This window comes from Burkholderia plantarii (assembly GCF_001411805.1).
GTDB classification, from domain to species: Bacteria; Pseudomonadota; Gammaproteobacteria; order Burkholderiales; family Burkholderiaceae; genus Burkholderia; species Burkholderia plantarii.
In genome coordinates this window covers 2,330,684-2,351,531 of the sequence record NZ_CP007212.1, presented here as the reverse complement: position 1 = coordinate 2,351,531, position 20,848 = coordinate 2,330,684, and the positions used below count along the sequence as shown (strand labels likewise).

General features: G+C 70.8%; 21 protein-coding genes. 11 read left to right on the top strand and 10 right to left on the bottom strand.

Features of this window, described 5'->3' with window-relative positions; genetic code table 11:
* Positions 1-4 precede the first annotated feature (4 nt).
* The 4 genes from bpln_RS10055 (at position 5) to bpln_RS10040 (ending at position 3,741) form a co-directional block, all read left to right on the top strand.
* Entirely contained in the window at positions 5-973 is a 969-nt protein-coding gene (locus tag bpln_RS10055; protein WP_055138729.1) for a 2-hydroxyacid dehydrogenase, read from the top strand.
* A 495-nt stretch (positions 974-1,468) separates the two neighbouring features.
* Positions 1,469-2,515, top strand: coding sequence for a LacI family DNA-binding transcriptional regulator (locus tag bpln_RS10050; RefSeq protein WP_042625106.1), 1,047 nt, complete (start codon positions 1,469-1,471; stop codon positions 2,513-2,515).
* Between the two features lie 55 nt (positions 2,516-2,570).
* The gene (locus bpln_RS10045; RefSeq protein ID WP_055138728.1) at positions 2,571-3,359 is read left to right on the top strand and encodes a YhfC family glutamic-type intramembrane protease; all 789 of its coding nucleotides are present in this window, start codon (positions 2,571-2,573) and stop codon (positions 3,357-3,359) included.
* Positions 3,360-3,378: 19 nt separating this feature from the next.
* The gene (locus tag bpln_RS10040) at positions 3,379-3,741 is read left to right on the top strand and encodes a DUF3022 domain-containing protein (protein WP_055138727.1); all 363 of its coding nucleotides are present in this window, start codon (positions 3,379-3,381) and stop codon (positions 3,739-3,741) included.
* A 64-nt stretch (positions 3,742-3,805) separates the two neighbouring features.
* Here the strand turns inward: bpln_RS10040 and bpln_RS10035 are convergent, their stop codons facing one another.
* Positions 3,806-4,240, bottom strand: a complete 435-nt coding sequence (locus tag bpln_RS10035) for a PGDYG domain-containing protein (protein WP_042625103.1) — start codon at positions 4,238-4,240, stop codon at positions 3,806-3,808.
* 527 nt (positions 4,241-4,767) lie between these two features.
* The gene (locus tag bpln_RS10030; RefSeq protein ID WP_055138726.1) at positions 4,768-5,307 is read right to left on the bottom strand and encodes a Spy/CpxP family protein refolding chaperone; all 540 of its coding nucleotides are present in this window, start codon (positions 5,305-5,307) and stop codon (positions 4,768-4,770) included.
* A gap of 279 nt (positions 5,308-5,586) precedes the next feature.
* Between bpln_RS10030 and bpln_RS10025 the strand changes: the two genes are divergently transcribed.
* From bpln_RS10025 to bpln_RS10010, 5 genes are all read left to right on the top strand, one after another.
* Positions 5,587-6,051, top strand: a complete 465-nt coding sequence (locus bpln_RS10025; RefSeq protein WP_042625101.1) for an Lrp/AsnC family transcriptional regulator — start codon at positions 5,587-5,589, stop codon at positions 6,049-6,051.
* A 220-nt stretch (positions 6,052-6,271) separates the two neighbouring features.
* Complete coding sequence (locus tag bpln_RS10020) at positions 6,272-7,342, top strand: zinc ribbon domain-containing protein (protein ID WP_055138725.1); 1,071 nt, start codon at positions 6,272-6,274, stop codon at positions 7,340-7,342.
* Positions 7,343-7,683: 341 nt separating this feature from the next.
* Complete coding sequence (locus bpln_RS35275) at positions 7,684-7,851, top strand: hypothetical protein (RefSeq protein WP_420807338.1); 168 nt, start codon at positions 7,684-7,686, stop codon at positions 7,849-7,851.
* Positions 7,852-8,032: 181 nt separating this feature from the next.
* On the top strand, positions 8,033-9,133 hold the full coding sequence (locus bpln_RS10015) for a saccharopine dehydrogenase family protein (protein ID WP_055138724.1): 1,101 nt from the start codon (positions 8,033-8,035) through the stop codon (positions 9,131-9,133).
* 180 nt (positions 9,134-9,313) lie between these two features.
* Complete coding sequence (locus bpln_RS10010; protein ID WP_055138723.1) at positions 9,314-9,556, top strand: hypothetical protein; 243 nt, start codon at positions 9,314-9,316, stop codon at positions 9,554-9,556.
* A gap of 201 nt (positions 9,557-9,757) precedes the next feature.
* Here bpln_RS10010 and bpln_RS10005 read toward each other — a convergent pair whose 3' ends face one another.
* From bpln_RS10005 to bpln_RS09990, 4 genes are all read right to left on the bottom strand, one after another.
* Positions 9,758-12,001 carry a xanthine dehydrogenase family protein molybdopterin-binding subunit gene (locus tag bpln_RS10005; RefSeq protein WP_055138722.1) on the bottom strand — a complete coding sequence of 748 codons (2,244 nt, stop codon included), beginning with the start codon at positions 11,999-12,001 and terminating at the stop codon, positions 9,758-9,760.
* Positions 11,998-12,423, bottom strand: a complete 426-nt coding sequence (locus bpln_RS10000; protein WP_042626628.1) for a (2Fe-2S)-binding protein — start codon at positions 12,421-12,423, stop codon at positions 11,998-12,000. Before bpln_RS10000 ends, bpln_RS10005 begins: the two co-directional genes overlap by 4 nt.
* A 53-nt stretch (positions 12,424-12,476) precedes the next feature.
* On the bottom strand, positions 12,477-13,751 hold the full coding sequence (locus bpln_RS09995; protein ID WP_055139498.1) for a cytochrome c: 1,275 nt from the start codon (positions 13,749-13,751) through the stop codon (positions 12,477-12,479).
* A gap of 141 nt (positions 13,752-13,892) precedes the next feature.
* Entirely contained in the window at positions 13,893-14,507 is a 615-nt protein-coding gene (locus bpln_RS09990) for a P-loop nucleotide/nucleoside kinase family protein (protein WP_055138721.1), read from the bottom strand.
* Positions 14,508-14,809: 302 nt separating this feature from the next.
* On the opposite strand from bpln_RS09990, the gene corA reads away from it, so the two are divergent.
* A complete protein-coding gene (corA, locus tag bpln_RS09985; protein WP_042625095.1) occupies positions 14,810-15,787 on the top strand; it encodes a magnesium/cobalt transporter CorA in 978 nt (325 codons plus the stop codon).
* Between the two features lie 58 nt (positions 15,788-15,845).
* Here the strand turns inward: corA and bpln_RS09980 are convergent, their stop codons facing one another.
* Positions 15,846-16,133, bottom strand: a complete 288-nt coding sequence (locus bpln_RS09980) for a YciI-like protein (RefSeq protein WP_042625094.1) — start codon at positions 16,131-16,133, stop codon at positions 15,846-15,848.
* A gap of 209 nt (positions 16,134-16,342) precedes the next feature.
* On the opposite strand from bpln_RS09980, the gene bpln_RS09975 reads away from it, so the two are divergent.
* Positions 16,343-16,786 (top strand): hypothetical protein, encoded by a 444-nt coding sequence (locus bpln_RS09975; protein WP_055138720.1) that lies wholly within the window; start codon positions 16,343-16,345, stop codon positions 16,784-16,786.
* A 75-nt stretch (positions 16,787-16,861) separates the two neighbouring features.
* Here the strand turns inward: bpln_RS09975 and bpln_RS37315 are convergent, their stop codons facing one another.
* The 3 genes from bpln_RS37315 to bpln_RS09960 all read right to left on the bottom strand — a co-directional run bounded on the left by bpln_RS37315 (position 16,862) and on the right by bpln_RS09960 (position 20,176).
* On the bottom strand, positions 16,862-17,152 hold the full coding sequence (locus bpln_RS37315) for a hypothetical protein (protein WP_055138719.1): 291 nt from the start codon (positions 17,150-17,152) through the stop codon (positions 16,862-16,864).
* A gap of 130 nt (positions 17,153-17,282) precedes the next feature.
* Positions 17,283-17,612 (bottom strand): hypothetical protein, encoded by a 330-nt coding sequence (locus tag bpln_RS36980; protein ID WP_055138718.1) that lies wholly within the window; start codon positions 17,610-17,612, stop codon positions 17,283-17,285.
* 134 nt (positions 17,613-17,746) lie between these two features.
* Positions 17,747-20,176 (bottom strand): DUF3772 domain-containing protein, encoded by a 2,430-nt coding sequence (locus bpln_RS09960; protein ID WP_055139497.1) that lies wholly within the window; start codon positions 20,174-20,176, stop codon positions 17,747-17,749.
* Between the last annotated feature and the right edge of the window lie 672 nt (positions 20,177-20,848).

The following is a 20,848-nucleotide window of genomic DNA, read 5'->3' as shown; positions in this document are numbered from 1 at the left end:
TCGCATGACTTACCGTATCGTCGCCTACAAGGCGCTGCCCGACGACGTCCTCGCCTATCTGCGCGACCACGCCGAGGTGATCCAGGCCGACGGCGCCGCCGCGCTCGCCGAGGCGCTCGCCGGGGCCGACGGCGCGATCGGCGCGAGCGTGCCGGTCACCGCCGCGATGCTCGACGGCGCACCGAAGCTGCGCGCGTGGTCGACCATCTCGGTCGGCTACGACCAGTTCGACGTCGCCGACCTGACGCGGCGCGGCATCGTGCTCGCCCACACGCCCGACGTGCTGACCGAATCGACCGCCGACACCGTGTTCGCGCTGATCCTCGCGAGCGCGCGCCGCGTGGTGGAGCTGGCCGAGTTCGTCAAGGCGGGCGAGTGGAAGAAGAGCATCGGCGAGCCGCACTACGGCACCGACGTGCAGGGCAAGACGCTCGGCATCGTCGGGCTCGGCCGGATCGGCGCGGCGGTGGCGCGGCGCGCGGCGCTGGGCTTCCGGATGCGCGTGCTGTACACCAACCGCAGTCCCAACGAGCAGGCCGAGGCACAGTTCGGCGCGCGCCGCGTGCCGCTCGACGAGCTGCTCGCCACCGCCGATTTCGTCTGCCTGCAGGTGCCGCTGACCGCGGCGACGCGGCACCTGATCGGCGCGCCCGAGTTCGCGAAGATGAAGCGCAACGGGATCCTGATCAACGCCGCGCGCGGGCCGGTGGTGGACGAGGCCGCGCTGATCGACGCGCTGCGCGCCGGCACGATCCGCGGCGCCGGCCTCGACGTGTTCGAGCACGAGCCGGTGGCGGCCGATTCGCCGCTGCTCGCGATGAAGAACGTGGTGGCGCTGCCGCATATCGGCTCGGCGACCGCCGAGACGCGCCACGCGATGGCGCGCAACGCGGCCGAGAACCTGATCGGCGCGCTCGACGGCACGCTGCGCGAGAACATCGTCAATCGCGACGTGCTGAACGCGCGCGGCTGAGGCCGGGCTCGTCGATACGCGCCTGGCCGGAGATGCCGGCGGCCGGATAGACGATATCGGATGGCCGGTATTCGGCGCCGCGTGAATGGCCAAGGGCCGCACCGGCGTGAAGGTGCCGCGCGAGGTTCGCCGGCGTGGCCGTTGCGGCCCGGGAGCCGCGCCGCGCGGGCGGTCCGGCCGAACCGCGCCGTTTGCCCGGCGCGAACGGTTACCGCGCACCGCCGCGAGCCTTGCCCGTCGGCCCCGTTCGCCGGCCCGCGACAGGGGCGCGCGAATCGAGTGAACCCTCGTTTCAGGCCGCGGCCGGCTGCGTTATGATCGCGCGCTGGCCGTGCGATCGTGCCGGTTCGCGGGCACGGCATCACGCTGTCGCGCGGGCCGGGCGAATCTGCCGCGCTGCCGCGCTCACTGGAGAATTGATCAGTTGACCTGCTTGTTCAGATCCCGCCGACGTCGCGCCTGCCTGGCGCGAGCCGCCCACGCGGAGGCCGCGCGATGAGCGAGTTCCGTCCACCGTCCGCCGCGCGCCCGGCGACGATCAGCGACGTCGCGCGCGAAGCCGGCACCGGCAAGACCAGCGTCTCGCGCTACCTGAACGGCGAGACCAACGTGCTGTCGGCCGACCTGCGCGGCCGCATCGAGGCGGCGATCCAGCGCCTCAACTACCGGCCCAACCAGATGGCGCGCGGGCTCAAGCGCGGCCGCAACCGGCTGCTCGGGCTGCTGGCCGCCGACCTGACCAATCCCTATACCGTCGAGGTGCTGCAGGGCGTCGAGGCGGCCTGCCACGCGCTCGGCTACATGCCGCTGATCTGCCATGCGGCCAACGAAGCCGACATGGAGCGCCGCTATCTGCAGCTGCTCACCACCTATCGCGTGGAAGGCATGATCGTCAACGCGCTCGGCGCGCGCGAGGACGCGCTGCTGCCGCTGCGCGGCTGCGGGATTCCGACCGTGCTGGTGGATCGCCGCGTGGACGGCTTCGATGCCGATCTGGTCGGCCTCGACAACGCCGCCGCGGTGCGCGCCGGGCTCGCGCATCTGCTCGACCGCGGTTACACGAGCGTGACGTTCGTGGTGCAGCCGTTCGAGCAGGTCAGCTCGCGCCGGCTGCGCGAGGCGGCGTTTCGCGCCGCGCTGGCCGAGGCGGGCCACGAGGTCGCGTCGAGCGTGATCGCCGATCTCGGCGAGCCGGACGCGCTGCGCGCCGCGCTGGCCGAGGTCGATGCGCGCGTCGAGGCGGCCGGCCGGGCCGGGCGGCGCGCGGCGCTGTTCGCCGCCAACGCGCCCGTCGCGCTCGCGCTCGCGCGCCATCTGCACGCGCGGCACGGTGCCGGCTGGCAGGCGAAGGCGGCGCTGCTGTCGATCGACGATCCCGAATGGGCCGAGCTGCTCGGCATCACCACCATTCGCCAGCCGACCTATGAAATCGGCTACCGTGCCGTGGAATTCGTCCACGACCGGATCGATGGCGCCACCGGCGCCGCGTGCGAGGCGCTGCTGCCGGGCGAGCTGGTGGTGCGCACGTCCACCTCAAGCTGAGTATCATGCGGGGTCGCGCACCGTTCGGTGCGCCCGCACTCGCTCAAGGATCGTCATGACTGTTGCTCCCGCCACGCTGGTGGCGCTGGTCGTCGGCACGCTGCTCGTCGCGCTGCTGCCGATCGTCACGTACCGTCTGCTGAAAGCCCCGATGAAGCTCGACCGGCGCGACGCGATCGTCGGCATCGCCGCGTTCATGCTGTTCGCGACGCTGATCGAGCGCGGCTTCTACGCGATCGCGCTCGGCATGCCGGCCATCACGCAGTTTCTCGTCAAGCCGGCCGCGTTCGTCGCCTTCGGCACGATCGCGGCCGCCGTGTTCGAGGAGGCCGGCCGCTATCTCGGGATGCGCTTCGTGGAGCGGCGCTACGGCGCGTCGCCCGGCGACGGACGCGGGCTTGGTTACGGCATCGGCTTCGGCGGCGCGCAGGCGTGGTTCGTCGGCGTGATCGTGCTGGGCCAGTGGACCTGGCTCGTCTGGCTCGCGCAGCGCGGCCAGCTCAACGAACAGCTTGCCACCATGCCGACCGATCTCGCGCTGCGCATCCAGATGATGCTGGTGACGATGTCGGTGTCGTCGATCGGCGTGCGCGTGTTCGAATGCATTGCCGCGTTCACGTTCCAGCTGGCGATGTCGGTGATCGTCTGGCGCGGCGTGCAGGCGCGCAAGCGCTGGATCCTGCCGCTCGCGATCGTGCTGCATCCGGTCGGCGACCTGCCACTGATCGCGTTCAATGCCGGCGCGATTCCGATTTCGACCATGGTCACGCTGTACGGCGTGCTGACGATGATCCTGATCGCCGGGCTCGCCCGGTGGTGCCGGTCGGCGTCGAACGCAGCCTGAGCCGCCACGGAGACCACTGATGGATGACTACCACTACGATTGCGCGAGCGCCGAGTTCAACGAGCTCGCGCACGTGATCTGCGACCTGTTCCCCGAACAGACCAGCTTTGCCGAACGCCGCGACGACGCGGGGCGCCTGCTGCACGTGCAGTGGCTCGGCATGCGCTTCGGCTCCGCGCCGCGGCGCATGGCGCTCGACGTCCGGATCGAGGCGGCCGCGCTCGCGCGCTATCTGGGCATGCGGCCGATGCAGCGCGCGCGCAGCCATGCGGTGCTGCGCGCCTATGTCGAGGCGTTCATCGGCTCGCTCGAGGAGCGGCACGCGGAGGGGCAGGCCGTGGAGCGCGAGGCTGCGCTCACGCTGGGCGAGGAGTTCGCTTAGGCACGGCTTGCCGCGCTGCTTGCGGGTGGCGGCTGCCCGGTGTTGCCAGCGGTTGCCTCGTGGCTCAGTCCGTGACGCGATAGACCTGCGCGAAACGCTGCGCCTGGACGACGCCGTAGTCGCCGGGCGCGTATTGCATGACCCAGTCGCCGGCCGTGCCGCGCAGCACGTCGCCATTCTCGGAGCGCGCGATCGTGAACGGCGCGTCCATCCGCCGGGCCAGCACCACGCTCGGACGATTGCGGTACGCGCCGGGCCGGCCGGGTTCCAGGTCGGGCCGGGCGGGCAGATATTTCGCATCGAAGCGCTCGCGCGACACCACCCAGCGGTCACCCGTCGAGCCCGTCACGAGCGCGTCGCCGGCCGCGTAGCGGTTCGGGCCTTCGAGGCTCATCAGTTCGCCCGCCTCGGGCGCGAATTCGACTTCCACCGTTTCATTCTTGACGACGCGTTGCGCGGCCGGGTCGGTGCGCAGGTCGATCTGCCTCAATTCGATCATGATTCGCGTGCTGGTCGGTGAAAAGCACGCACTGTAGCGTGAAATCTGGTGGCTGTGGGATGGTGCGAGGCGGCCGGGTTGCGCGATGAACCCTTTTTTCGGCAGAATCGCCGGAGCCTTGTGGATCAAGGGGTTGCGGCGAGATGGGAAATTTGGGCGGGAAGGGCGTCGGGTGGAGGAAGTCTTTTAAAATCAGTGGGCTGTGGGATTTGGTGGCTAGTTCGCTGCCGCGTAGGCAGCTTAGAAAGACGTCCGCGAGGGCCGTGTGATGCTCGACTAGTTCGCTGCCGCGTAAGCAGCTTAGAAAGTTCGGCAATCTCACGCGCGGATTGACATCGGGTTCGCTGCCGCACAGTCAGCTTGAAAAGCCGGATGCAGTCCAAAAAGGTCAGCGACGACACCCGCTTCCACCCCGACCACGCTACCTCTTTCCACAAAAAGCCGACGCAAAAAAAACCGGCCCACCGCGATATCGCGGTGGGCCGGGCCATCAGCGTCCCCGGGGCGAAGCCCCGGCTCAGCCGTCCTTACTGCGCAGCCGGGGCGCTGGCCGCGTCGGCTGCCGGCGCGGCCGGCTTCTTCATGGCGTGATGCGGTGCGCGCTTCGCGGCATTCGGGCCGTGATGCTCCCAGCGCTCGCCGAACGTCTTGTCGGCCAGTGCCTTCTGCTCCGGCGACAGCGCGTCGTAGAGCGGGCTGAACGTGTCGACCAGCTTCTTCGCGCCATCCGCGTTCGCCTGGGCGATTTCGGCGTATTGCTTGACGTCGTCGACGGCGGTGGCCGTCTTCTTGTTTTCCATGCGCTCGCCATAGAGGCGGCCCATCGTTTCGCCGTTGTCGCGCATCGTGTCGGCGAACGGCTTCCACTGGGCTTCCTGCGCCGACGTGATCTTCAGCTGCTTGTGCAGGTAGGCGATCCGTTCCTCGACACGTGCCTCGTGGCGGGCAGCGTGCGTGGCGGCCGACGCCGATGCGGCAGCGGGAGCCGACGCGGGCGTCTGGGCTTGGGCGGCGATCGAGCCAGTGAGCGCGAACAGCGCAGCGAGGGTCAGCGAGATCTTTTTCATTTGAACTCCTGTGTGGTGTCATACGGCAGCCGGCGGCGCCCGTCCATCGATCGGAAGCAAGCCGCGAGCCGGAGCCGCGCGCTATTAGTAGCATGCTCCCGGCAAAATGTGCAGTGCAGCGACATCTGCTTACAACCGAAACGAAACCGAAATCGCCGCAGCCGGACCGTCCGCACGGTCGCCAGGCCTCGCGCGAACGCCGCCCCGCGCCTGCCGCCAGGCGGGTCGCGTTTATCCCGGAAGGCGCTATTATCGCGACACCTTGTCACGGAAATTGTCATGCGCCCACCCCGACTCGACCAGCTCGATACGCTCGACCGCAATCTCGTCGCGCTGCTGCAGGCCAATGCCCGCGCCAGCGTGGCCGAGCTTGCGCGCCAGCTCGACGTGGCGCGCACGACGGTGATTGCGCGGATCGAGCGGCTCGAACGCACCCAGGTGATCGCCGGCTACAGCGCGAGGCTGGGTCAGGACGTGCTCGACGCGAGCCTGGTGGCCTATGTCGGCATCATCCTCGCGCCGAAGTTCGGTCACGACGTGCTCAAGCGACTCGACCGGATGCCCGAGGTGCAGTTGCTCTGCGCGGTGAGCGGCGAATACGATTACGTCGCGTGGCTGCGCGCCGATTCGCCGGGCCGCCTGAACGACCTGCTCGACGAGATCGGCTCGCTCGACGGCGTGGAGCGCACCACCACCTCGATCATCCTCGCGCGCAAGATCGATCGCGGCACGATCGCGGTGTGACGCCTGCCGTGGCCGCCATGCGCGGTCCGCCGCGCAGCGCATCGACGGCAGAAACAAGGCGGCGCAGCGGATCGGCAGGGCGCACGCGCGCCGTCGACGCCACAAGCCGCGAAGACACGCCCGGCGCGCGGGCGTGGAGCGGCTCCGGCAAGCGGCACGAACTGCACGAACTGCACGAGCGGCAGCAGGCGGCATCAGCGATCCCAAACGGAGAGAGGCCATGAAGACCAGTCCGGCATTTTCCCGCCCCGAACGGTGGTTGCGCATCGCGTCATGGGCGATCGCGATCGTGTTCGCGCTGTTCCTGAACATGCTCGGCAGCCTCGTGATCCGCGACCTGATGTTCGCGCCGCGCGGCGGCCCGCCCGATATCTCGCAGTTCTCCGACACGGCCCGCGACGCGGCCCTGCGCGACGAGCGGCGCGCGCTCGACGGCGAGCGCGAGAGCCTGAGCGCCCGGCAGGAGACGGCGAACGCGGGCGCCACGCGCGCGCGGCGTGATTACGACAACGCCCGAGAGGGCTTGCGCAACTGGGTCGCCACGCGCAGCGCGACGGGCGACAGCAGCCGCAATCCGGAACTGCTCGCGCGCACGCAGGCGCTCGACGCGCTGCAGGCGGCGCTGGCCGGCTGGCAGAAGCAGCAGGACACGCTCGGCGACCAGTTAAACGCGCTGGCGGCGCGCTCGGCGGCGCTCGACGTGCGCACCGAGCAGGCGCACCGCGAGGCCGACGCGCGCTACGAGGCCGCGCTGCGCCGTTATTCGCTGACGGTGTTCGGCTATCGCCTCGCGTTCACGCTGCCGGTGCTGCTGGTCGCGGTCTGGCTGTTCGTGCGCCATCGCCGCACGCGCTACTGGCCGTTCGTTTACGGCTTCGGCCTGTTCGCGCTGTCGGCGTTCTTCGTCGAGCTGGTGCCGTATCTGCCCGACTTCGGCGGCTACGTGCGCGTGGTGGTCGGGATCGCGCTGACGGCGTTCGCGGGCGTGGCCATGCTGCGGGCGTTCCAGCGCTATGTCGAGCGCAAGCGCGACGAGCTGCAGCGCAGCCAGGATGAACGCGCGCAGGCGATCGGCTACGAGAAGGCGATCGCCTCGTTCCAGAAGAAGACCTGCCCGTCGTGCGACAAGCCCTGGAGCCTCGGCGGCGAGCACGCCACGTTCTGCATCCATTGCGGCCTGCGCCTGTTCCAGACCTGCGTCTGCACCGCGCGCAATTTCGCGTTCTTCCCGTTCTGCAGCGGCTGCGGCGCGGCGGTGCAGCGTGACGCGCCGCCGGCGAAAGAGCTGTAGCCAGGCCCGGGGGCGAAGGCGAGAGCAAGGCGAGGGTGACGATGGCCCTCGCGATCGGCGCGCGTCGATTCGTACCGGAGCATGCCGGCGGGGCCGATGGTGGCGATCGCCTTGCTTCTTGACGCCGCCCTGGCGCGCCAACCAGGGCGATAGTCATTCGCGCGGGCCGCTCCGGTATCCGGCCGCCGCGCGAGAATGCGCCGCCGCCCGTCCGCGTCGCCCCCCGGACGCGCCGGGGCGGGCCGTGTCGACGCTGCCCGAGGCTGCTTCGCCACGGTCGCGCGGAAGGCGGACGTGCCCCCCTTCGCCCGCAAGCGGCGGATTGTTTCCGTCCGGACAACATGGCGTCCGCACCCGCGATGCTACTGCCGCGCGTCGTCCCTGATTACTACCCGAGCCGCACGCGTCTGCCGGCCCGCATTCGCGTGTTCGTCGATGACATGGCCGAGCAGGTTCGCGCGCTCGACCTGCACTGCGCGAGCGGGGCGGCGGTGCTGCCGGCGCTCTGATGCGCCCACGCCGCGCCTTCAAAATGTAGGATCGTCGAAACGACGAAATCGAATGTCGAAACGACGATGTCGGGCGTCGAAGCGCATCATTTTCCGTCTATCAAGTGTTTTTGCCGATCCGTACACTCTTCGACAGGCAAGCCGCCATGCCACTCACAACAATCACGTCAGGAGCGTCATCATGAAGATCGCCATCGTCGGCGCCGGTCTCATCGGCCATACCATTGCCCATTTGCTGCGTGAAGCCGGCGACTACGAGGTGGTCGCGTTCGATCGTGACGCCGAGGCGCTCGCCAGGCTGGCCGAGGCCGGCATCGCCACGCGCCGCGTCGATTCCGCCGATTCGAACGCGCTGCGCGACGCGCTCAAGGGCTTCGACGCGCTCGTCAACGCGCTGCCCTACTACCTGGCCGTGAACGTCGCGCGCGCCGCGCGGGCCGCCGGCGTCCACTACTTCGACCTGACCGAGGACGTGCGCGCGACGCAGGCGATCCGCAGCCTCGCAGACGGCGCCGAGCATGCGTTCATGCCGCAATGCGGGCTCGCGCCCGGCTTCATCGGCATCGCCGCGCATTCGCTGGTGGCGGGCTTCAGCGAGGTCCGCGACGTGAAGATGCGGGTGGGCGCGCTGCCCGAATTTCCGACCAACGCGCTGAAGTACAACCTGACCTGGAGCGTGGACGGGCTCGTCAACGAATACTGCCAGCCTTGCGAGGCGATTCGCGACGGCCAGCGCCAGTGGGTGCAGCCGCTCGAAGGGCTCGAGCATTTCTCGCTCGACGGCACCGAATACGAGGCGTTCAACACCTCGGGCGGGCTCGGCACGCTCTGCGAGACGCTGGCCGACAAGGTCGGCACGCTCGACTACAAGACGGTCCGCTATCCCGGCCATCGCGACCTGATGCAGTTCCTGCTCGGTGACATGCGGCTCGAATCCGACCGCGACGCGCTGAAGGCGATGCTGCGCCGCGCGGTGCCGACCACCACGCAGGACGTCGTGCTGGTGTTCGTGACCGTGACGGGCGTGAAGCGCGGCCAGCTCGTGCAGGACGTGTTCACGCGCAAGATCTTCGCCAACGAGATCGGCGGCATGCCGATGAACGCGATCCAGATCACCACCGCGGGTTCGATGTGCGCCGTGCTCGACCTGTTCCGCGAAGGGGCGCTGCCGCAGCGCGGCTTCGTGCGGCAGGAGCAGGTGTCGCTGGAGGCGTTCCTCGGCAACCGCTTCGGCAAGCTCTACGACGGCGCGACGCTGGTGCCGGCCCACGCGCTGGCCTGAGCGCGGCACGCGACCCGGCACGCGCGACCGCACCGCGAACCAGTGCCCCGCAAGCGCGATCGCTTGCGGGGTTTTTTGTTGTCGACGGCGCGATGCGCGGCCATGCATCCGGGGGCGGACTTCCCACGTAATTGCAAGGGTTGCGCCGCCATTCCGGCGGCGCGCGCACCGGAGCCGGACATGAAACTGCTGATGACGAGCATGGCAATCCTGGCGGGCGTGGCATGCTGCCCGCTCGCGCAGGCTGGGCAGGGCGGCAATGCGCACGGCGCTGCCACCGCGGGCATGACCTACCACGGCGATCCCGTCTCCGGCCCCACGAGCCCGTTGACGCCGCCGTCGCGGATGGCGCCGGACGAGCGGCGCGGCCCGTCGGCGGCGTCGATGGCGCAGCCCGCCAGGCCGGAGATGAACCGCCAGTAACGGCCGCCGAACCAGGGCCGCCGAGCGTCGACCCCCGCGGCGCCGGATCCCCGATGGCGATCGGGCGGCCGAGGTCGGCCTCGTCAGTTCGGCGGCATCCGCAATGGCATGGCGCGACGGCGCCTGCATGCCGGCTGCCGGCGCAGGACGGGGTTCGGTCCGGGCGCGAAGCCCCCGGCGTGATCGCTTCGCCCGCGCGCCTCACCCCCGCAGCTTCTCCGGCAGCAGCGGCGTCTCGCGGATGCGCTTGCCGGTGGCATCGAAGATCGCGTTGGCGATGGCGGCGGCGGTCGGGCCCTGTGCGGCCTCGCCGACGCCGAGGAAGGGCATGGCGGGCCGGTCGATCAGATGCACCTCCACCGAACGCGGCAGCGAGCCGAAGCGCAGGATCGGGTACGTGCTCCAGTCGAAGCTCGTCACGCGCCGCGTGTCGAACGTGGTGCGCTCGAACAGCGTCCAGCTCGCCGACTGCACGATGCCGCCTTCGATCTGGTTTTTCACGCCGTCGGGGTTGACCACCTGCCCGCAGTCCACCGACGCGACCACGCGCCCGAGCGCGACTTCGCCGGTGTCCGCGTCGACGGTCAGTTCAACGGCGATCGCCAGATAGGCCATCAGGTTCTTGTACTGGGCGAACGCGAAGCCGGTGCCGTGTCCGCGTCCGCCGGCGGGCCGGCGCGGCCAGTCGAAGCGCGCGGCGGTGAGCCGGATCACGTCGATCGCGCGCGCGTCGCCGAGATGCGCGAGGCGGAACGCGACGGGGTCGGCGTGTGCCGCGTGCGCGAGTTCGTCGATGAAGCTCTCGGTCGAGAACACGTTCATGTAGGCGCCGAGCCCGCGCATCGCCGAGACGCGGATCGGCGCGGTCTGGATGAAGTGGTCGGTCACGACGAGGTTCGGGATCGTATAGAGCGGGACGCTGTTGCGGTCCGCGCCGCCCTCCGGCATCGGGATCTCCTTTTGCGGCTTCGGCGTGAACGGTTGCGCGAGCAACCAAGTCGGCATCAGGCGCCCGGCGTTCTCCACGCGGTTGTTGTGGCCGTTGCTCCACAGTTCGTAATGCCAGCCGACGATGCGCCCGGCGGCGTCGAGCCCGGCCGAGACGCGCGTCGTCATGGCGGGGCCGAACGGCTCCCAGCCGTGTTCCTGCTCGCGCATCCACTGCACGCGCACCGGCCGGCCGGGTACGGCGCGTGCGATCAGCGCGGCATCCGCGGCGGCGTCGTCGGCGCCGTTGTGGCCGTAGCAGCCGGCGCCTTCCACGTGGATGCAATGGATCCGCTCGGGCGGCATCGACAGCATCTCGGCCAGGCCCGCGCGCAGCGGGAACACGCCCTGCGTGTGGGTCCAGACCGTCAGCGTGTCGCCGTCGAGATGGGCGACGGCGCAGGACGGCCCGATCGAGCCGTGCGAGAGATAGGGCTTGCGGTAGCGGGCCGAGCGCGTGGTCACGGCGGCGCCGGCCGGCGCGGCGCGCCCGGCCACGGCGATGTCCTCGGCGGGAAACGTCATCAGCAGGTCGTGGACGGTGGCCTGGTCCGGCAGCGCGGGGCCGGGCCGCCATTGCGCCGACGCCGACAGGGCGCGCATGGCTTGAATGGCTTCCCATTCGTCGCGGGCCACCACCGCCAGATAGCTGCCGTCGCGCACCACCGCGATCACGCCCGGCATCGCCCGCACCGCATCGAGATCGGCCGAGATCAGGCTCGCGCCATACGCGGGCGGGCGCACCACGCGCGCATGCACCATGCCGGGCAGGCGCAGGTCCTGCACGTAGCTGGGGCCGCCCGAGACCTTGCCCGGGATGTCCACGCGCGGCACCGGCTGCCCGACGACGCGCCAGGCAGAGGGCGCGCCGAGATCGGTGCGCGCGGCGGCGTTGCGATGCAGGTTCACGTCACGTACCACTTCGGCGTAACTCAGGGCGCGGCCGTCGTTCGCGACCACCTTGCCGTCGCCGGCGCGCAGCTCGGCGGGCGCCACGCCGAGCTTGTGCGCGGCCGCCTCGACCAGCAGCTCGCGGGCCTGCGCGGCGGCGTTGAAGATCGCGGTGCCGCTGTCGGCGATCGAATGGCTGCCGGCCGTGTAGCCCTCGTTCGGCGTGAGCCGCGTATCGGCGGTGACGAGCGTGACGGCATCGACGCCCACCCGCAGCTGCTCGGCCGCGAGCTGGATCATCGCCGTGCGGATGCCGGTGCCCAACTCCACCTTGCCGGTGCAGACGGTGATGCCGTGTTCGTCGATCCGGATCCAGGCGTCGAGCAGCGGCGCGAGCTTCAGGCTGCCGGGCAGCGTCGGCGCGCTGGCGGTGAAGCTGCCGGCCTCGGTGGTGGTCTTCTGCGCCACGGCGCGCAGCGCGGGCGCCAGCGTGAAGCCGACCACCAGCGCGCCCTCGGTCAGGAACCGGCGGCGCGCGGCGCTCGCCGGCGTCGCGAGCGGCTTCACGCGCCGCTCCTCGGCGGACGGGCGGCGGCGCCGGCCACGTCGCGCACGGCCGCGAGGATGCGCATGTGGGTGCCGCAGCGGCACAGGTTCGGCTGCATGTGCTCGCGGATTTCCGCGTCGCTCGGATGCGGATTCGCCTCGAGCAGCGCCTCGGCGCGCATGATCATGCCGGCGATGCAATAGCCGCACTGCGCGGCCTGCCGGTCGATGAAGGCCTGCTGCAGCCGGCCGGGGCGCGCGGCCGTGCCGAGCCCCTCGACGGTCCGGATCGCGCGGCCCGCCACGGCCGAGACCGGCAGCAGGCACGAGAACACGGCGTCGCGTTCGAGCATCACGGTGCAGGCGCCGCACTGGCCCAGCCCGCAGCCGAACTTGGCGCCGTTCAGGTCGAGATGATTGCGCAGCACGTACAGCAGCGGCATGGCGGGATCGACGTCCACCGTGCGCGGCTGGCCGTTGACGCTGAGGGTGAGGTTCACGGAGCGGTCTCCTTGCGCAGCCGCGCGACATACGCGGCGTCGAGGTCGGGCCAGGATTGGCCGGAGCCATGGCGATCATGCACGTAGCGCGCGAGCTGCGCGATCTGTTCGTCGGTCAGCAGGTTCGCGAAGCCCGGCATGTAATAGGCGCCGTGGCTGCCGTCCCAGCCGTTGCCGTCGAGGATCATCCGCACGGCGTTGCGCGGCGAGCCGGCATGCAGGCTCGTCGCGTTCGACAGCGGCGGCCGCGCGCCCGCGATCTGCATCGGCGAGCCGGCGGCATGACAGGACGCGCAGGCGCCTTCGAACAGCGGGTTCGGCGCGAGCGAACGCGGGCCGGGCGCGGGCGAGGGTGGCGCGGCCGGGCCGGGATCGAGCGACATCAGGTAGGCGGCGATCGCTTCCACCTCGGCGCGCGGCACCTGCCGCAGGCTGTCCGTGACCGGCCGCATCGGCCCGGCCGCCGCCCCATGCGCGGACGAGAAGCCGTCGTGCAGATAATCGGCCAGCTCGCTCGCGGTCCAGCGCGGTGCGCCGCTGCCGCCGCTGTTCAATGCGTTCAGCGCGGGCGCGTCCCAGCCGTCGATCAGGCCGCCGCGAAACGCGTGCGACGACTGCTCGGCGCCGAGCTGGTTCATCGGCGTATGGCAGGCGCCGCAGTGGCCGAGCGCGTCGACCAGATAGCGTCCGCGGTTCCAGTCGGCCGGGCGGGCCGGGTCCGGCGGCTGCGGGCCTTCATGGAGGAACAGCAGGTTCCAGAACGCGACGAGCGGCCGGTGATCGAACGGAAACGCCAGATGGTTGCGCGGCGGCGGCGCGACGGCCGGCCGGCGCGACATCAGGAACGCGTAGAGCGCCGCGATGTCGGCGTCGGACAGCTTCGTGAAGTGCGGATAGGGAAACGCCGGGTAGAGGTGGTGTCCGTCGCGGGAAATGCCGCGGCGCATCGCCCGCGCGAACGCTTCCACAGACCAGCGGCCGATGCCGGTGTCGGGGTCCGGCGTGATGTTGGTCGATTCGATCGCGCCGAACGGCGTGGCGAGCGGCCGGCCGCCCGCGTAGGGGCTGCCGTTGCGCGCGGTATGGCAGACCATGCAGTCGCCGGCCGCGGCCAGCACGGCGCCGCGCCGGGCCGGCTCCGACTGCGGCGACACCACGGGTACGCTCGCCAGCGCGTCGATCGGCCGGGGCCGCGCGAACCACCAGGCGACACCGGCCAGTACCACCAGGCAGGCAGCGAGCCACATCACCGTGCGCCATCTCGATCGCATCGTGTCTCCGTTGGTGGCGGCCATCGCAGGCCGGTGGCATGCCGGCCGCGCGGGCGCATCCCGTGCCGGGTGTGACCTCGATCGCGGCGCGCCGGTCCGGCACCGGCCCGCTTCGGCGCGAAGCGGGTGCCGCAATCGTGCCTATGCCGGCAGCGGCGGCACCATCGCGCCTCGCGCGGGCGGCACGATGCGGTGCATCAGCGCCTCGATGTCGGCACCGCCCGGCGCGCTGTTGTCGAACCTCAGCAGTCCTTCGCAAGCGGCACCGTCGGGCACGAAGCGGCGCTGCCGATATTCATCCCAATGCGCGAGCTTGTAGGCATCGTTCGGATTGCCGCGCGCGATGATGCGCTCGCGCGCGGTGTCCTCCGAGGTTTCCACCCACACCACGCGCAGCTCGATGTCGTGGCCGATGCCAAGCCATTGCCGGTTCAGCAGCCGCCCGTCGCGGATCTCGCGCGACAGCGGCGCCACCACCAGCACGCTGATGCCGAGTTCGAGGTTCTCGCGCGCGGTGTCGAGCAGGCCCTGGTACTCGGGGTCGCGCAGATGCTGCAGGTAGAGCGGGCTGTCGCGATCGTTCGGGTCCTGCGTGAGCGCGCCCATCGCGGCCGAACTGTAGCGGCCGTACAGCGTGTCCTTGTCGAGCAGGCAGAACGCCTCGCCCGTGGTCCGCATCAGCGGGCCGATCAACTGCTTGGCGAGCGTGGTCTTGCCGGTGCCGGCGTGACCACAGAAAAACACCAGGTATTTCACGAGCGCGGGCCTCCGGAAGTGGCGGCGGCAAACCGAACGGGAACGGCACGAACGCCATGACGACGGTGAATGCGAGACATGCGGGTGACGCGCGCCGCTTCCGGCCGAAAGCGCGCCGCATCCGCCGTGTCGGCGAAACGAAAGTCGCGGCCGGCCGCGCCGCCATGCATCCGCGATCATGACCGCGAACGGCGGGCCGTGCAAGCGCGCGCGGCGCGATGCGGGCGCCTGCGCGCGGGGAGGCAGAGCCGCTAAACTAGCGGATCGACTTCAAGACCGAAACGGACGTTTCCCACGACACAATGTTGATCAACTGCGTTGCGTATCAGAACGGCCAGAAGCTGGCCGACATCGAAATCGACGACATCAGCGACTTCGTCGCGCGCCCCGAGTGCTTCGTCTGGGTCGCGCTCAAGGAGCCGACCCCGGAGGAGCTCGAGCGCATGGGCGAGGAGTTCGGCCTGCACGAGCTGGCGCTGGAGGATGCGCGCAACGGTCACCAGCGCCCCAAGATCGAGGAGTACGGCGATTCGCTGTTCGCGGTGATGCACACGGTGGAGTTCGATGCCGACGACGAGTTCGAGGTCGGCGAGCTCAACGTGTTCGTCGGCTCGAACTACATCCTGTCGATCCGCAATCACACCTCGCACGGCTTCCAGGACGTGCGCCTGCGCTGCGAGCGCGAGCCGCACCTGTTGAAGGAGGGCTCGGCGTTCGTGTTCTACGCGCTGATGGATCAGGTCGTCGACCGCTACTTCCCGACCATCGAGCGGCTCGGCGCGGAACTGGAGGCGCTCGAGGACCGCATCTTCGACAAGTCGTCGCCGGCCGCCGCGCGCGCGGTCATCCAGGACCTCTATTCGCTCAAGCGCCGCCTCATGACCGTCTACCAGCACACGGCGCCGCTGCTCGAACCGCTCTCGAAGCTGGTGGGCGGGCGCACGCCGCAGGTCTGCAGCGGCATGGAGCATTATTTCCGCGACGTGTACGACCACCTGCTGCGCATCACCAAGACGCTGGAGGCGCGGCGCGAAATGGTGGTGACGGCGGTGCAGGTGGACCTCGGCATGATCTCGCTCGCCGAGAGCGAGGTGACCAAGCGGCTCGGCTCGTTCGCCGCGCTGTTCGCGATCCCGACCATGGTCGCCGGCATCTACGGGATGAACTTCAACAACATTCCGGAGCTGCACTGGCGCTTCGGTTTCTATGCCTGCCTCGGCGTGATGGCGGTGGCCGATCTCGCGCTGTGGTGGCGCTTCCGGCGCGCCGGCTGGCTGTGAGCGCCGGCGGCCGGCCCGCCTGGGCGGGGGGCGGGCACGGGTGGCGTCGGGCGCGCGATCAGAGCTTCGCGTAATGGCCGGCGGCGACGTTCCAGAGCCGCACCTGCCACTGCCGCACGAGCCCGTTGCGCACGTAGGGGTCCGCCGCCGCGAACGCCTCGGCGGCGGCCGGCGTGTCGCCCGTGAACAGCAGCACCGCGCAGTCGGCCGGGTCGGCAAGCGCGCCGCCGAGCAGCAGCTCGCCGCGCGCGGTCGCGGCCTCCGCGAGCGCGAGGTGTTCCTCGCGATACATGCCGCGGCGTTCGGGATAGTTGTCGACCAGATCGTAGGTCAGCAGATAGAACATCGGGCCTCCTGTGGCGGGATCGGGGCGGTGGTGCCGCGGGCCGGCCGGCGGCCGGGAACGTCCAGTATAGGCGCCGCGCCGGTGCCGGCGAACAAATGCTTACGATTCGATACGGCAGCGCTCCGCGTGCCGGGGCACACTGCGCCCGCAGCCCGGCCGGGCGCGTCGCGAGGGGCGGCGCGCGGCGGGCGGCTCGAAGGATCCAGTCGATGAAAGTTCGTACCCTGTTGCTCGCCGGCGCGCTCGCGCCGCTGATGGCCGCCTGCGGCTGGTTTCACGACGGCCCCGCGCCGGCCGATATCGACGCCGCGGTGCGCCAGGCGCTCGACGCCGAGAATCACGGCCCCGTGAACGCGTTCCTCGGGCGGCCGCTGCCGGTGGCCGCCGACATCGCCTCGATCCGCGAGGACGGGCCTTGCCGCAAGACGGCCGAGCACGCCTATACCTGCGAGGTGGTGATCGCGTGGCACTCGGGCAAGGCCGACGACGCGTCGTCGGCGCGCGCCTCGCTGGTGTTCTCGAAGAACGGGCAGGACGAGTGGCAGACCGATGGCGTCGATACGGCGATCGTGGCGGGCGCCGCGCAGGCGCTGGTCGACGGCGTCCGGCAGGCGTTGCCGGGCAGCGCGGCGTCGGGGGCCGATGCACGGTAGCGCGAGGGCGTCCGGCGCGGTGATTCGCGCCGGACGCCCGTGCATGCCGATGCGCCGGATATCCGGCGCGTTGCGTCAGTGATGCGAGTAGGCGGGCGGCGGCGCGGCGTGATGCGTGCGGCGGGCCCGATGCCGGCTGCGCGCATGCGTCGGCCGATGGGCCGGTGCACGATGCGCGCCGGGGGCCGGCTGGGGCCGCGGCCGCGCGGCGTTGCCGTCCGCGTGCTGGCCCGGCAGCGTCGACTGGCCTTCGCCGAAATGGAACGTCCGGGTTTGCGCCGACGCGGCGTGACTCGTGGCCAGCGCGGCCAGCGTGGCGAACGCGAGCAGCGTGCGCAACAGCGGATTCAGGGTGGGGAGGGTCATCGCGGGAGTGGAAGGAGCGGGTCGGGAAGGCAGGCGCGACGCGCGAGTTTCATGACGAACGAAGCGAGGCGCGCGAGAGGGGTGGTCGGTCGGGCCGGCGCCGAACGTTCAGGCCGGCCCGCCGCGATGCTTACCAGCGATGGTCGTCGTGGTCGTGATCATGGCCGTGGTCGTCGTGGCCGCGATCGCGGTCGCCGCCCGGCGGATGCGAGCGGTTCCACTCGTCGCGGCCCCAGTAGCGGCGGCCGTCCCAGTAGCGGTCGCCGTGCCAGCCGACGCTGACGTCCACCACGGCCACGCCCGGCTGCGCATAGCCCGGCTGCGCATAGACGGGCTGCGCGGCGTAACCGCCGCCACCGCCATAGCCGCCGCCGTAGGCCGGGCCGGCCGGATACGCGACGCAGCCGGTCAGCAGCGAGCCGGCGGCGAGCGCCGGCAGCAGCAAGGTGAGCTTGTTCATGGCATTCCCCCAAAGGTGTTGGCTTGATGACCGGAGCATAGAGGGAGCGATCGTCACATGCGGTAAAGGATTGCAACCGTGTATGACGACCGTGAAAGCCGCCTGGACGGCGCGTGTCAGGTGTGCCGCCGGCCTCACTGCCGCTGGACCGCGGCCGCGTCGCCCACGGGGAGGGCGCCCGGCGCGTTCTGGATCATCAGCATCTGCGGGCTCGACAGCGTGATCGAGGCGGCACGCAGCTGTTTCAGGATCTCGAACAGCAGGTCGCTCTTGGTCGATACCGTCACGCGCGGGCTGCTCACGTAGCCCGTCACGCTGAGCGTGATGCCGTCCGGCGTGAGCTGGCTGAAGGTCACCGACGGCGCCGGCTTTTCCAGGATCCCGGGGTGCGCCTGGTAGGCGTTCAGCAGCAGGTCGCGCACCTGTTCGGGATCGGTGTTGAGCGGGAAGGTGAGCATCAGCGTGGCCACGCCCTGGGTGCTGTTGCCCATCGTCACGTTGCGCAGGTTCTGCGAGATCAGCTGCGAGTTCGGCACGATCACGGTGGAGCGGTCGGCGAGCTGGATCTCGGTGGCACGCACGTTGATGCGGCGGATGTCGCCTTCCACGCCGCTGATGCTGACCATGTCGCCCACCTTCACCGGCCGCTCGGTCAGCAGGATCAGCCCCGACACGAAGTTCTTGACGATCTCCTGCAGGCCGAAGCCGATCCCCACCGACAGGGCGCTGACGATCCACGCCAGGCTGCTCCACTGCACGCCGAGCAGCGACAGCGTCATCAGCACCAGCAGCACGTAGCCGAGGTTGCTGAACAGCGTGACGAGCGAGGCGCGCATGCCCGGGTCCATGCCGAGCGTGGGCAGGAACTCGTCGTCGAGCCAGCGGCGGATCGAGCGCAGCAGCCAGAAGCCGATCACCAGCGCGAGCACCGCGTTGACGATGCGGTCGGGCACGATGTTGAGGCTGCGCAGCCGGGTGCCGCCGAGCATGGTCAGCAGGCTGTCGAGCAGGTCGCTCGGGGTGGTGCCGAAGCCGCCGGTTACCAGCGACAGCGCGGCGAGCAGCACCAGGATCGCGACGCCGAGGCCCGACAGCAGCGTCGAGGCCTGTTCGAGATGGTGATCGGCGAGCCCGAACAGGTGCTTGATGGTGTTGCCGCTCGCGTAGCTGGTGGAGAACAGGCTCGCGCAGGCGTCGCGCGTGATCTGGGTCAGCACGTAGAAGCTGCACAGCACGATCTCGAACCAGACCAGCTCGTAGGTGATGAAGCGCGCCACCGTGACGTAGCCGATCAGCAGCGCGGCGAGCGAGGCGATCACGGCCAGCGTCACGCCGGCGTGGATCAGGCCGGTCAGCGTGGAGCGCGATTCGGGCGGCTCGCCGGCGGCGGCCAGCGCGGCGCGCGCGCGGTTGGCGCGCAGCAGCGAGGCGCCGATCGTCAGCGCCACCACCAGCGCGACGATGCCGCGTCCGAACACGGTAACGGGCAGGCTCGTGTCGGCGATCCGGTTCAGCTGTTCGAGCGTGCCGGAGACGAGCAGCAGCGCGGCCAGGACGGTCGGGAAGCGCCGCATCGCGAGCGCCACCGGATCGGCGATGGCGGGCAGCCGCCAGCTCGGGTGGCGCGTGCAGAGCAGCGCGCGGCCGAGGCCGGCGATCAGCGCGCAGGTCAGCGCGAGCTCGGCGAACTTGGCGGCGAAATCGTCGAGCGCGGGCGTGAGCGCCTCGCCGCGCGTGAGCGCGAGCAGCAGCAGCTGCACGGCGATGCCGGTGGCCAGCAGCGTGGCGAGCGCGGTGGTCAGCGCCAGCGCGCTGCGGCGCAGCCGGGTGGGCGGCAGCCGGTTCAGGCAGAACCACGAGAAGCCGCGCTCGAGCAGGCGCCGGCCGGCGCTCCAGATCGCCACGGCGAGCACCAGCATCACCAGCGTGCCGACGCGCCGCTCGGGGTCCCAGGCGAACGCGAACTGCTCGGCGATCTGACCGGAGAACGCGTGCAGGCGCTGGCGGTCGTCGGGCAGCGGGGTGTGCAGCGGCGCCCAGAAGGTCGGTCCGAACAGGCTGCCCGAGCGCAGCGCGAGCTGGTCGCGCAACAGTCCGCGCCGCAGTTTCGCGAATTGCTGGTTCAGGTTCGTGAGGTCGGTCTTCTCGGCGGCGGCCTGCTTGAGCACCGCGTCGAACTGGTCGCGGCGCGCGGTGAGATCGGCGCGCTGCCGCGCCACGGCCGGCGTTTCGGGCGCCGCGCCGGCCGCGGGCGGCGGGCCGAGCACGTCGAGCTGCGCCTGCAACTGCGCGCGTTGCGGGGTGAGCGCGTCGAGCAGGTTGTCGACGTTGGTGACGAGCTGCTCGGCGGCGGCGTCGAGCGTGTCGAGCTGCTGGTTGCTGGTGGCGGCCGAGGTCTGCTGCTTGATGCGGTCCTGCTCGGCCTGCAGGCGCTTGAGCGAGGCCACGGCATCGTCATAGGAGATCGACGGCGCGGCGGCGCCGCTCGCGGTGGCGGCCGAGGCGGCGAACGGCGCGGCCTGCGCGGCGGGCGAGAGCGGCACGGCGACGAGGCCGAGCAGCATCCATGACAACGGCGCGAGCAGGCGCGCCAGTCGGGCGGTCAGGGGCATGGACGAAAAACCTTTTTCTTGTCGGCGGGGCCGGCGACGGCCGGTGATCCGGGGCGCCAGCTTGCCACGAAGCGCGGGATCGAGATGTTACCGGCTGCGTGCGCGAATGGGGAGCCGGATGTGTACGACGGGCCGGGGCGGCAGCGGCGTGGGCGGCAACCGCGTGGGCCGCCGGCCAGGGCGGTGGCGCGGCCGGGGCCGCCAGCGCGTCGCGCGAGGGGCGTGCGGCGTCACAGATGGTTACGCGCGTTACATCGCGGACGCGGGCGGCGCGCGGAAGGCGGGGCGAGATGATGGCCTTCGCGGCCTTCGCGGCGTGGCAAGGCGGTGGCGAGACGGCGGAAAGGCGCCCCGGACGCCGCCGGCTGCCGGGCCTTCCGCCGGCCGCTTCACCGACACCTGGGCCGACACCTGGGCCGACACCAGCGCCGACACCAGCGCCGACCCGTTGCCCGTGCGTCCACGCTCCGGCTAGCTTTTCGCCGTCGATCATGCGTAGAATCGCGCCTTTCGCGCGCATGGGCGGCCGGGGGGCCGCCGTCGTCGCGTCGCGGGTGAGTTTGCCGTGCGGGCGAAAACCGGAATATCCATGACAAATCGGCCTGCCGCGCAGCGACGCGCGGG

What these genes read in the sequence shown, in the direction of transcription:
- bpln_RS10000 (WP_042626628.1), bottom strand. Translation starts at nt 12,423, where the DNA reads ATGCCGCTGCTGTACGTGCTGCGCAATCATCTCGACCTGAACGGCGCC.
- bpln_RS09995 (WP_055139498.1), bottom strand. Translation starts at nt 13,751, where the DNA reads ATGCGATCGAGATGGCGCACGGTGATGTGGCTCGCTGCCTGCCTGGTG.
- corA (WP_042625095.1), top strand. Translation starts at nt 14,810, where the DNA reads ATGTTGATCAACTGCGTTGCGTATCAGAACGGCCAGAAGCTGGCCGAC.
- bpln_RS10025 (WP_042625101.1), top strand. Translation starts at nt 5,587, where the DNA reads ATGCGCCCACCCCGACTCGACCAGCTCGATACGCTCGACCGCAATCTC.
- bpln_RS10035 (WP_042625103.1), bottom strand. Translation starts at nt 4,240, where the DNA reads ATGATCGAATTGAGGCAGATCGACCTGCGCACCGACCCGGCCGCGCAA.
- bpln_RS09960 (WP_055139497.1), bottom strand. Translation starts at nt 20,176, where the DNA reads ATGCTGCTCGGCCTCGTCGCCGTGCCGCTCTCGCCCGCCGCGCAGGCC.
- bpln_RS10010 (WP_055138723.1), top strand. Translation starts at nt 9,314, where the DNA reads ATGAAACTGCTGATGACGAGCATGGCAATCCTGGCGGGCGTGGCATGC.
- bpln_RS36980 (WP_055138718.1), bottom strand. Translation starts at nt 17,612, where the DNA reads ATGAACAAGCTCACCTTGCTGCTGCCGGCGCTCGCCGCCGGCTCGCTG.
- bpln_RS10050 (WP_042625106.1), top strand. Translation starts at nt 1,469, where the DNA reads ATGAGCGAGTTCCGTCCACCGTCCGCCGCGCGCCCGGCGACGATCAGC.
- bpln_RS10030 (WP_055138726.1), bottom strand. Translation starts at nt 5,307, where the DNA reads ATGAAAAAGATCTCGCTGACCCTCGCTGCGCTGTTCGCGCTCACTGGC.
- bpln_RS09980 (WP_042625094.1), bottom strand. Translation starts at nt 16,133, where the DNA reads ATGTTCTATCTGCTGACCTACGATCTGGTCGACAACTATCCCGAACGC.
- bpln_RS10015 (WP_055138724.1), top strand. Translation starts at nt 8,033, where the DNA reads ATGAAGATCGCCATCGTCGGCGCCGGTCTCATCGGCCATACCATTGCC.
- bpln_RS10055 (WP_055138729.1), top strand. Translation starts at nt 5, where the DNA reads ATGACTTACCGTATCGTCGCCTACAAGGCGCTGCCCGACGACGTCCTC.
- bpln_RS10040 (WP_055138727.1), top strand. Translation starts at nt 3,379, where the DNA reads ATGGATGACTACCACTACGATTGCGCGAGCGCCGAGTTCAACGAGCTC.
- bpln_RS10020 (WP_055138725.1), top strand. Translation starts at nt 6,272, where the DNA reads ATGAAGACCAGTCCGGCATTTTCCCGCCCCGAACGGTGGTTGCGCATC.
- bpln_RS10045 (WP_055138728.1), top strand. Translation starts at nt 2,571, where the DNA reads ATGACTGTTGCTCCCGCCACGCTGGTGGCGCTGGTCGTCGGCACGCTG.
- bpln_RS09975 (WP_055138720.1), top strand. Translation starts at nt 16,343, where the DNA reads ATGAAAGTTCGTACCCTGTTGCTCGCCGGCGCGCTCGCGCCGCTGATG.
- bpln_RS37315 (WP_055138719.1), bottom strand. Translation starts at nt 17,152, where the DNA reads ATGACCCTCCCCACCCTGAATCCGCTGTTGCGCACGCTGCTCGCGTTC.
- bpln_RS35275 (WP_420807338.1), top strand. Translation starts at nt 7,684, where the DNA reads ATGGCGTCCGCACCCGCGATGCTACTGCCGCGCGTCGTCCCTGATTAC.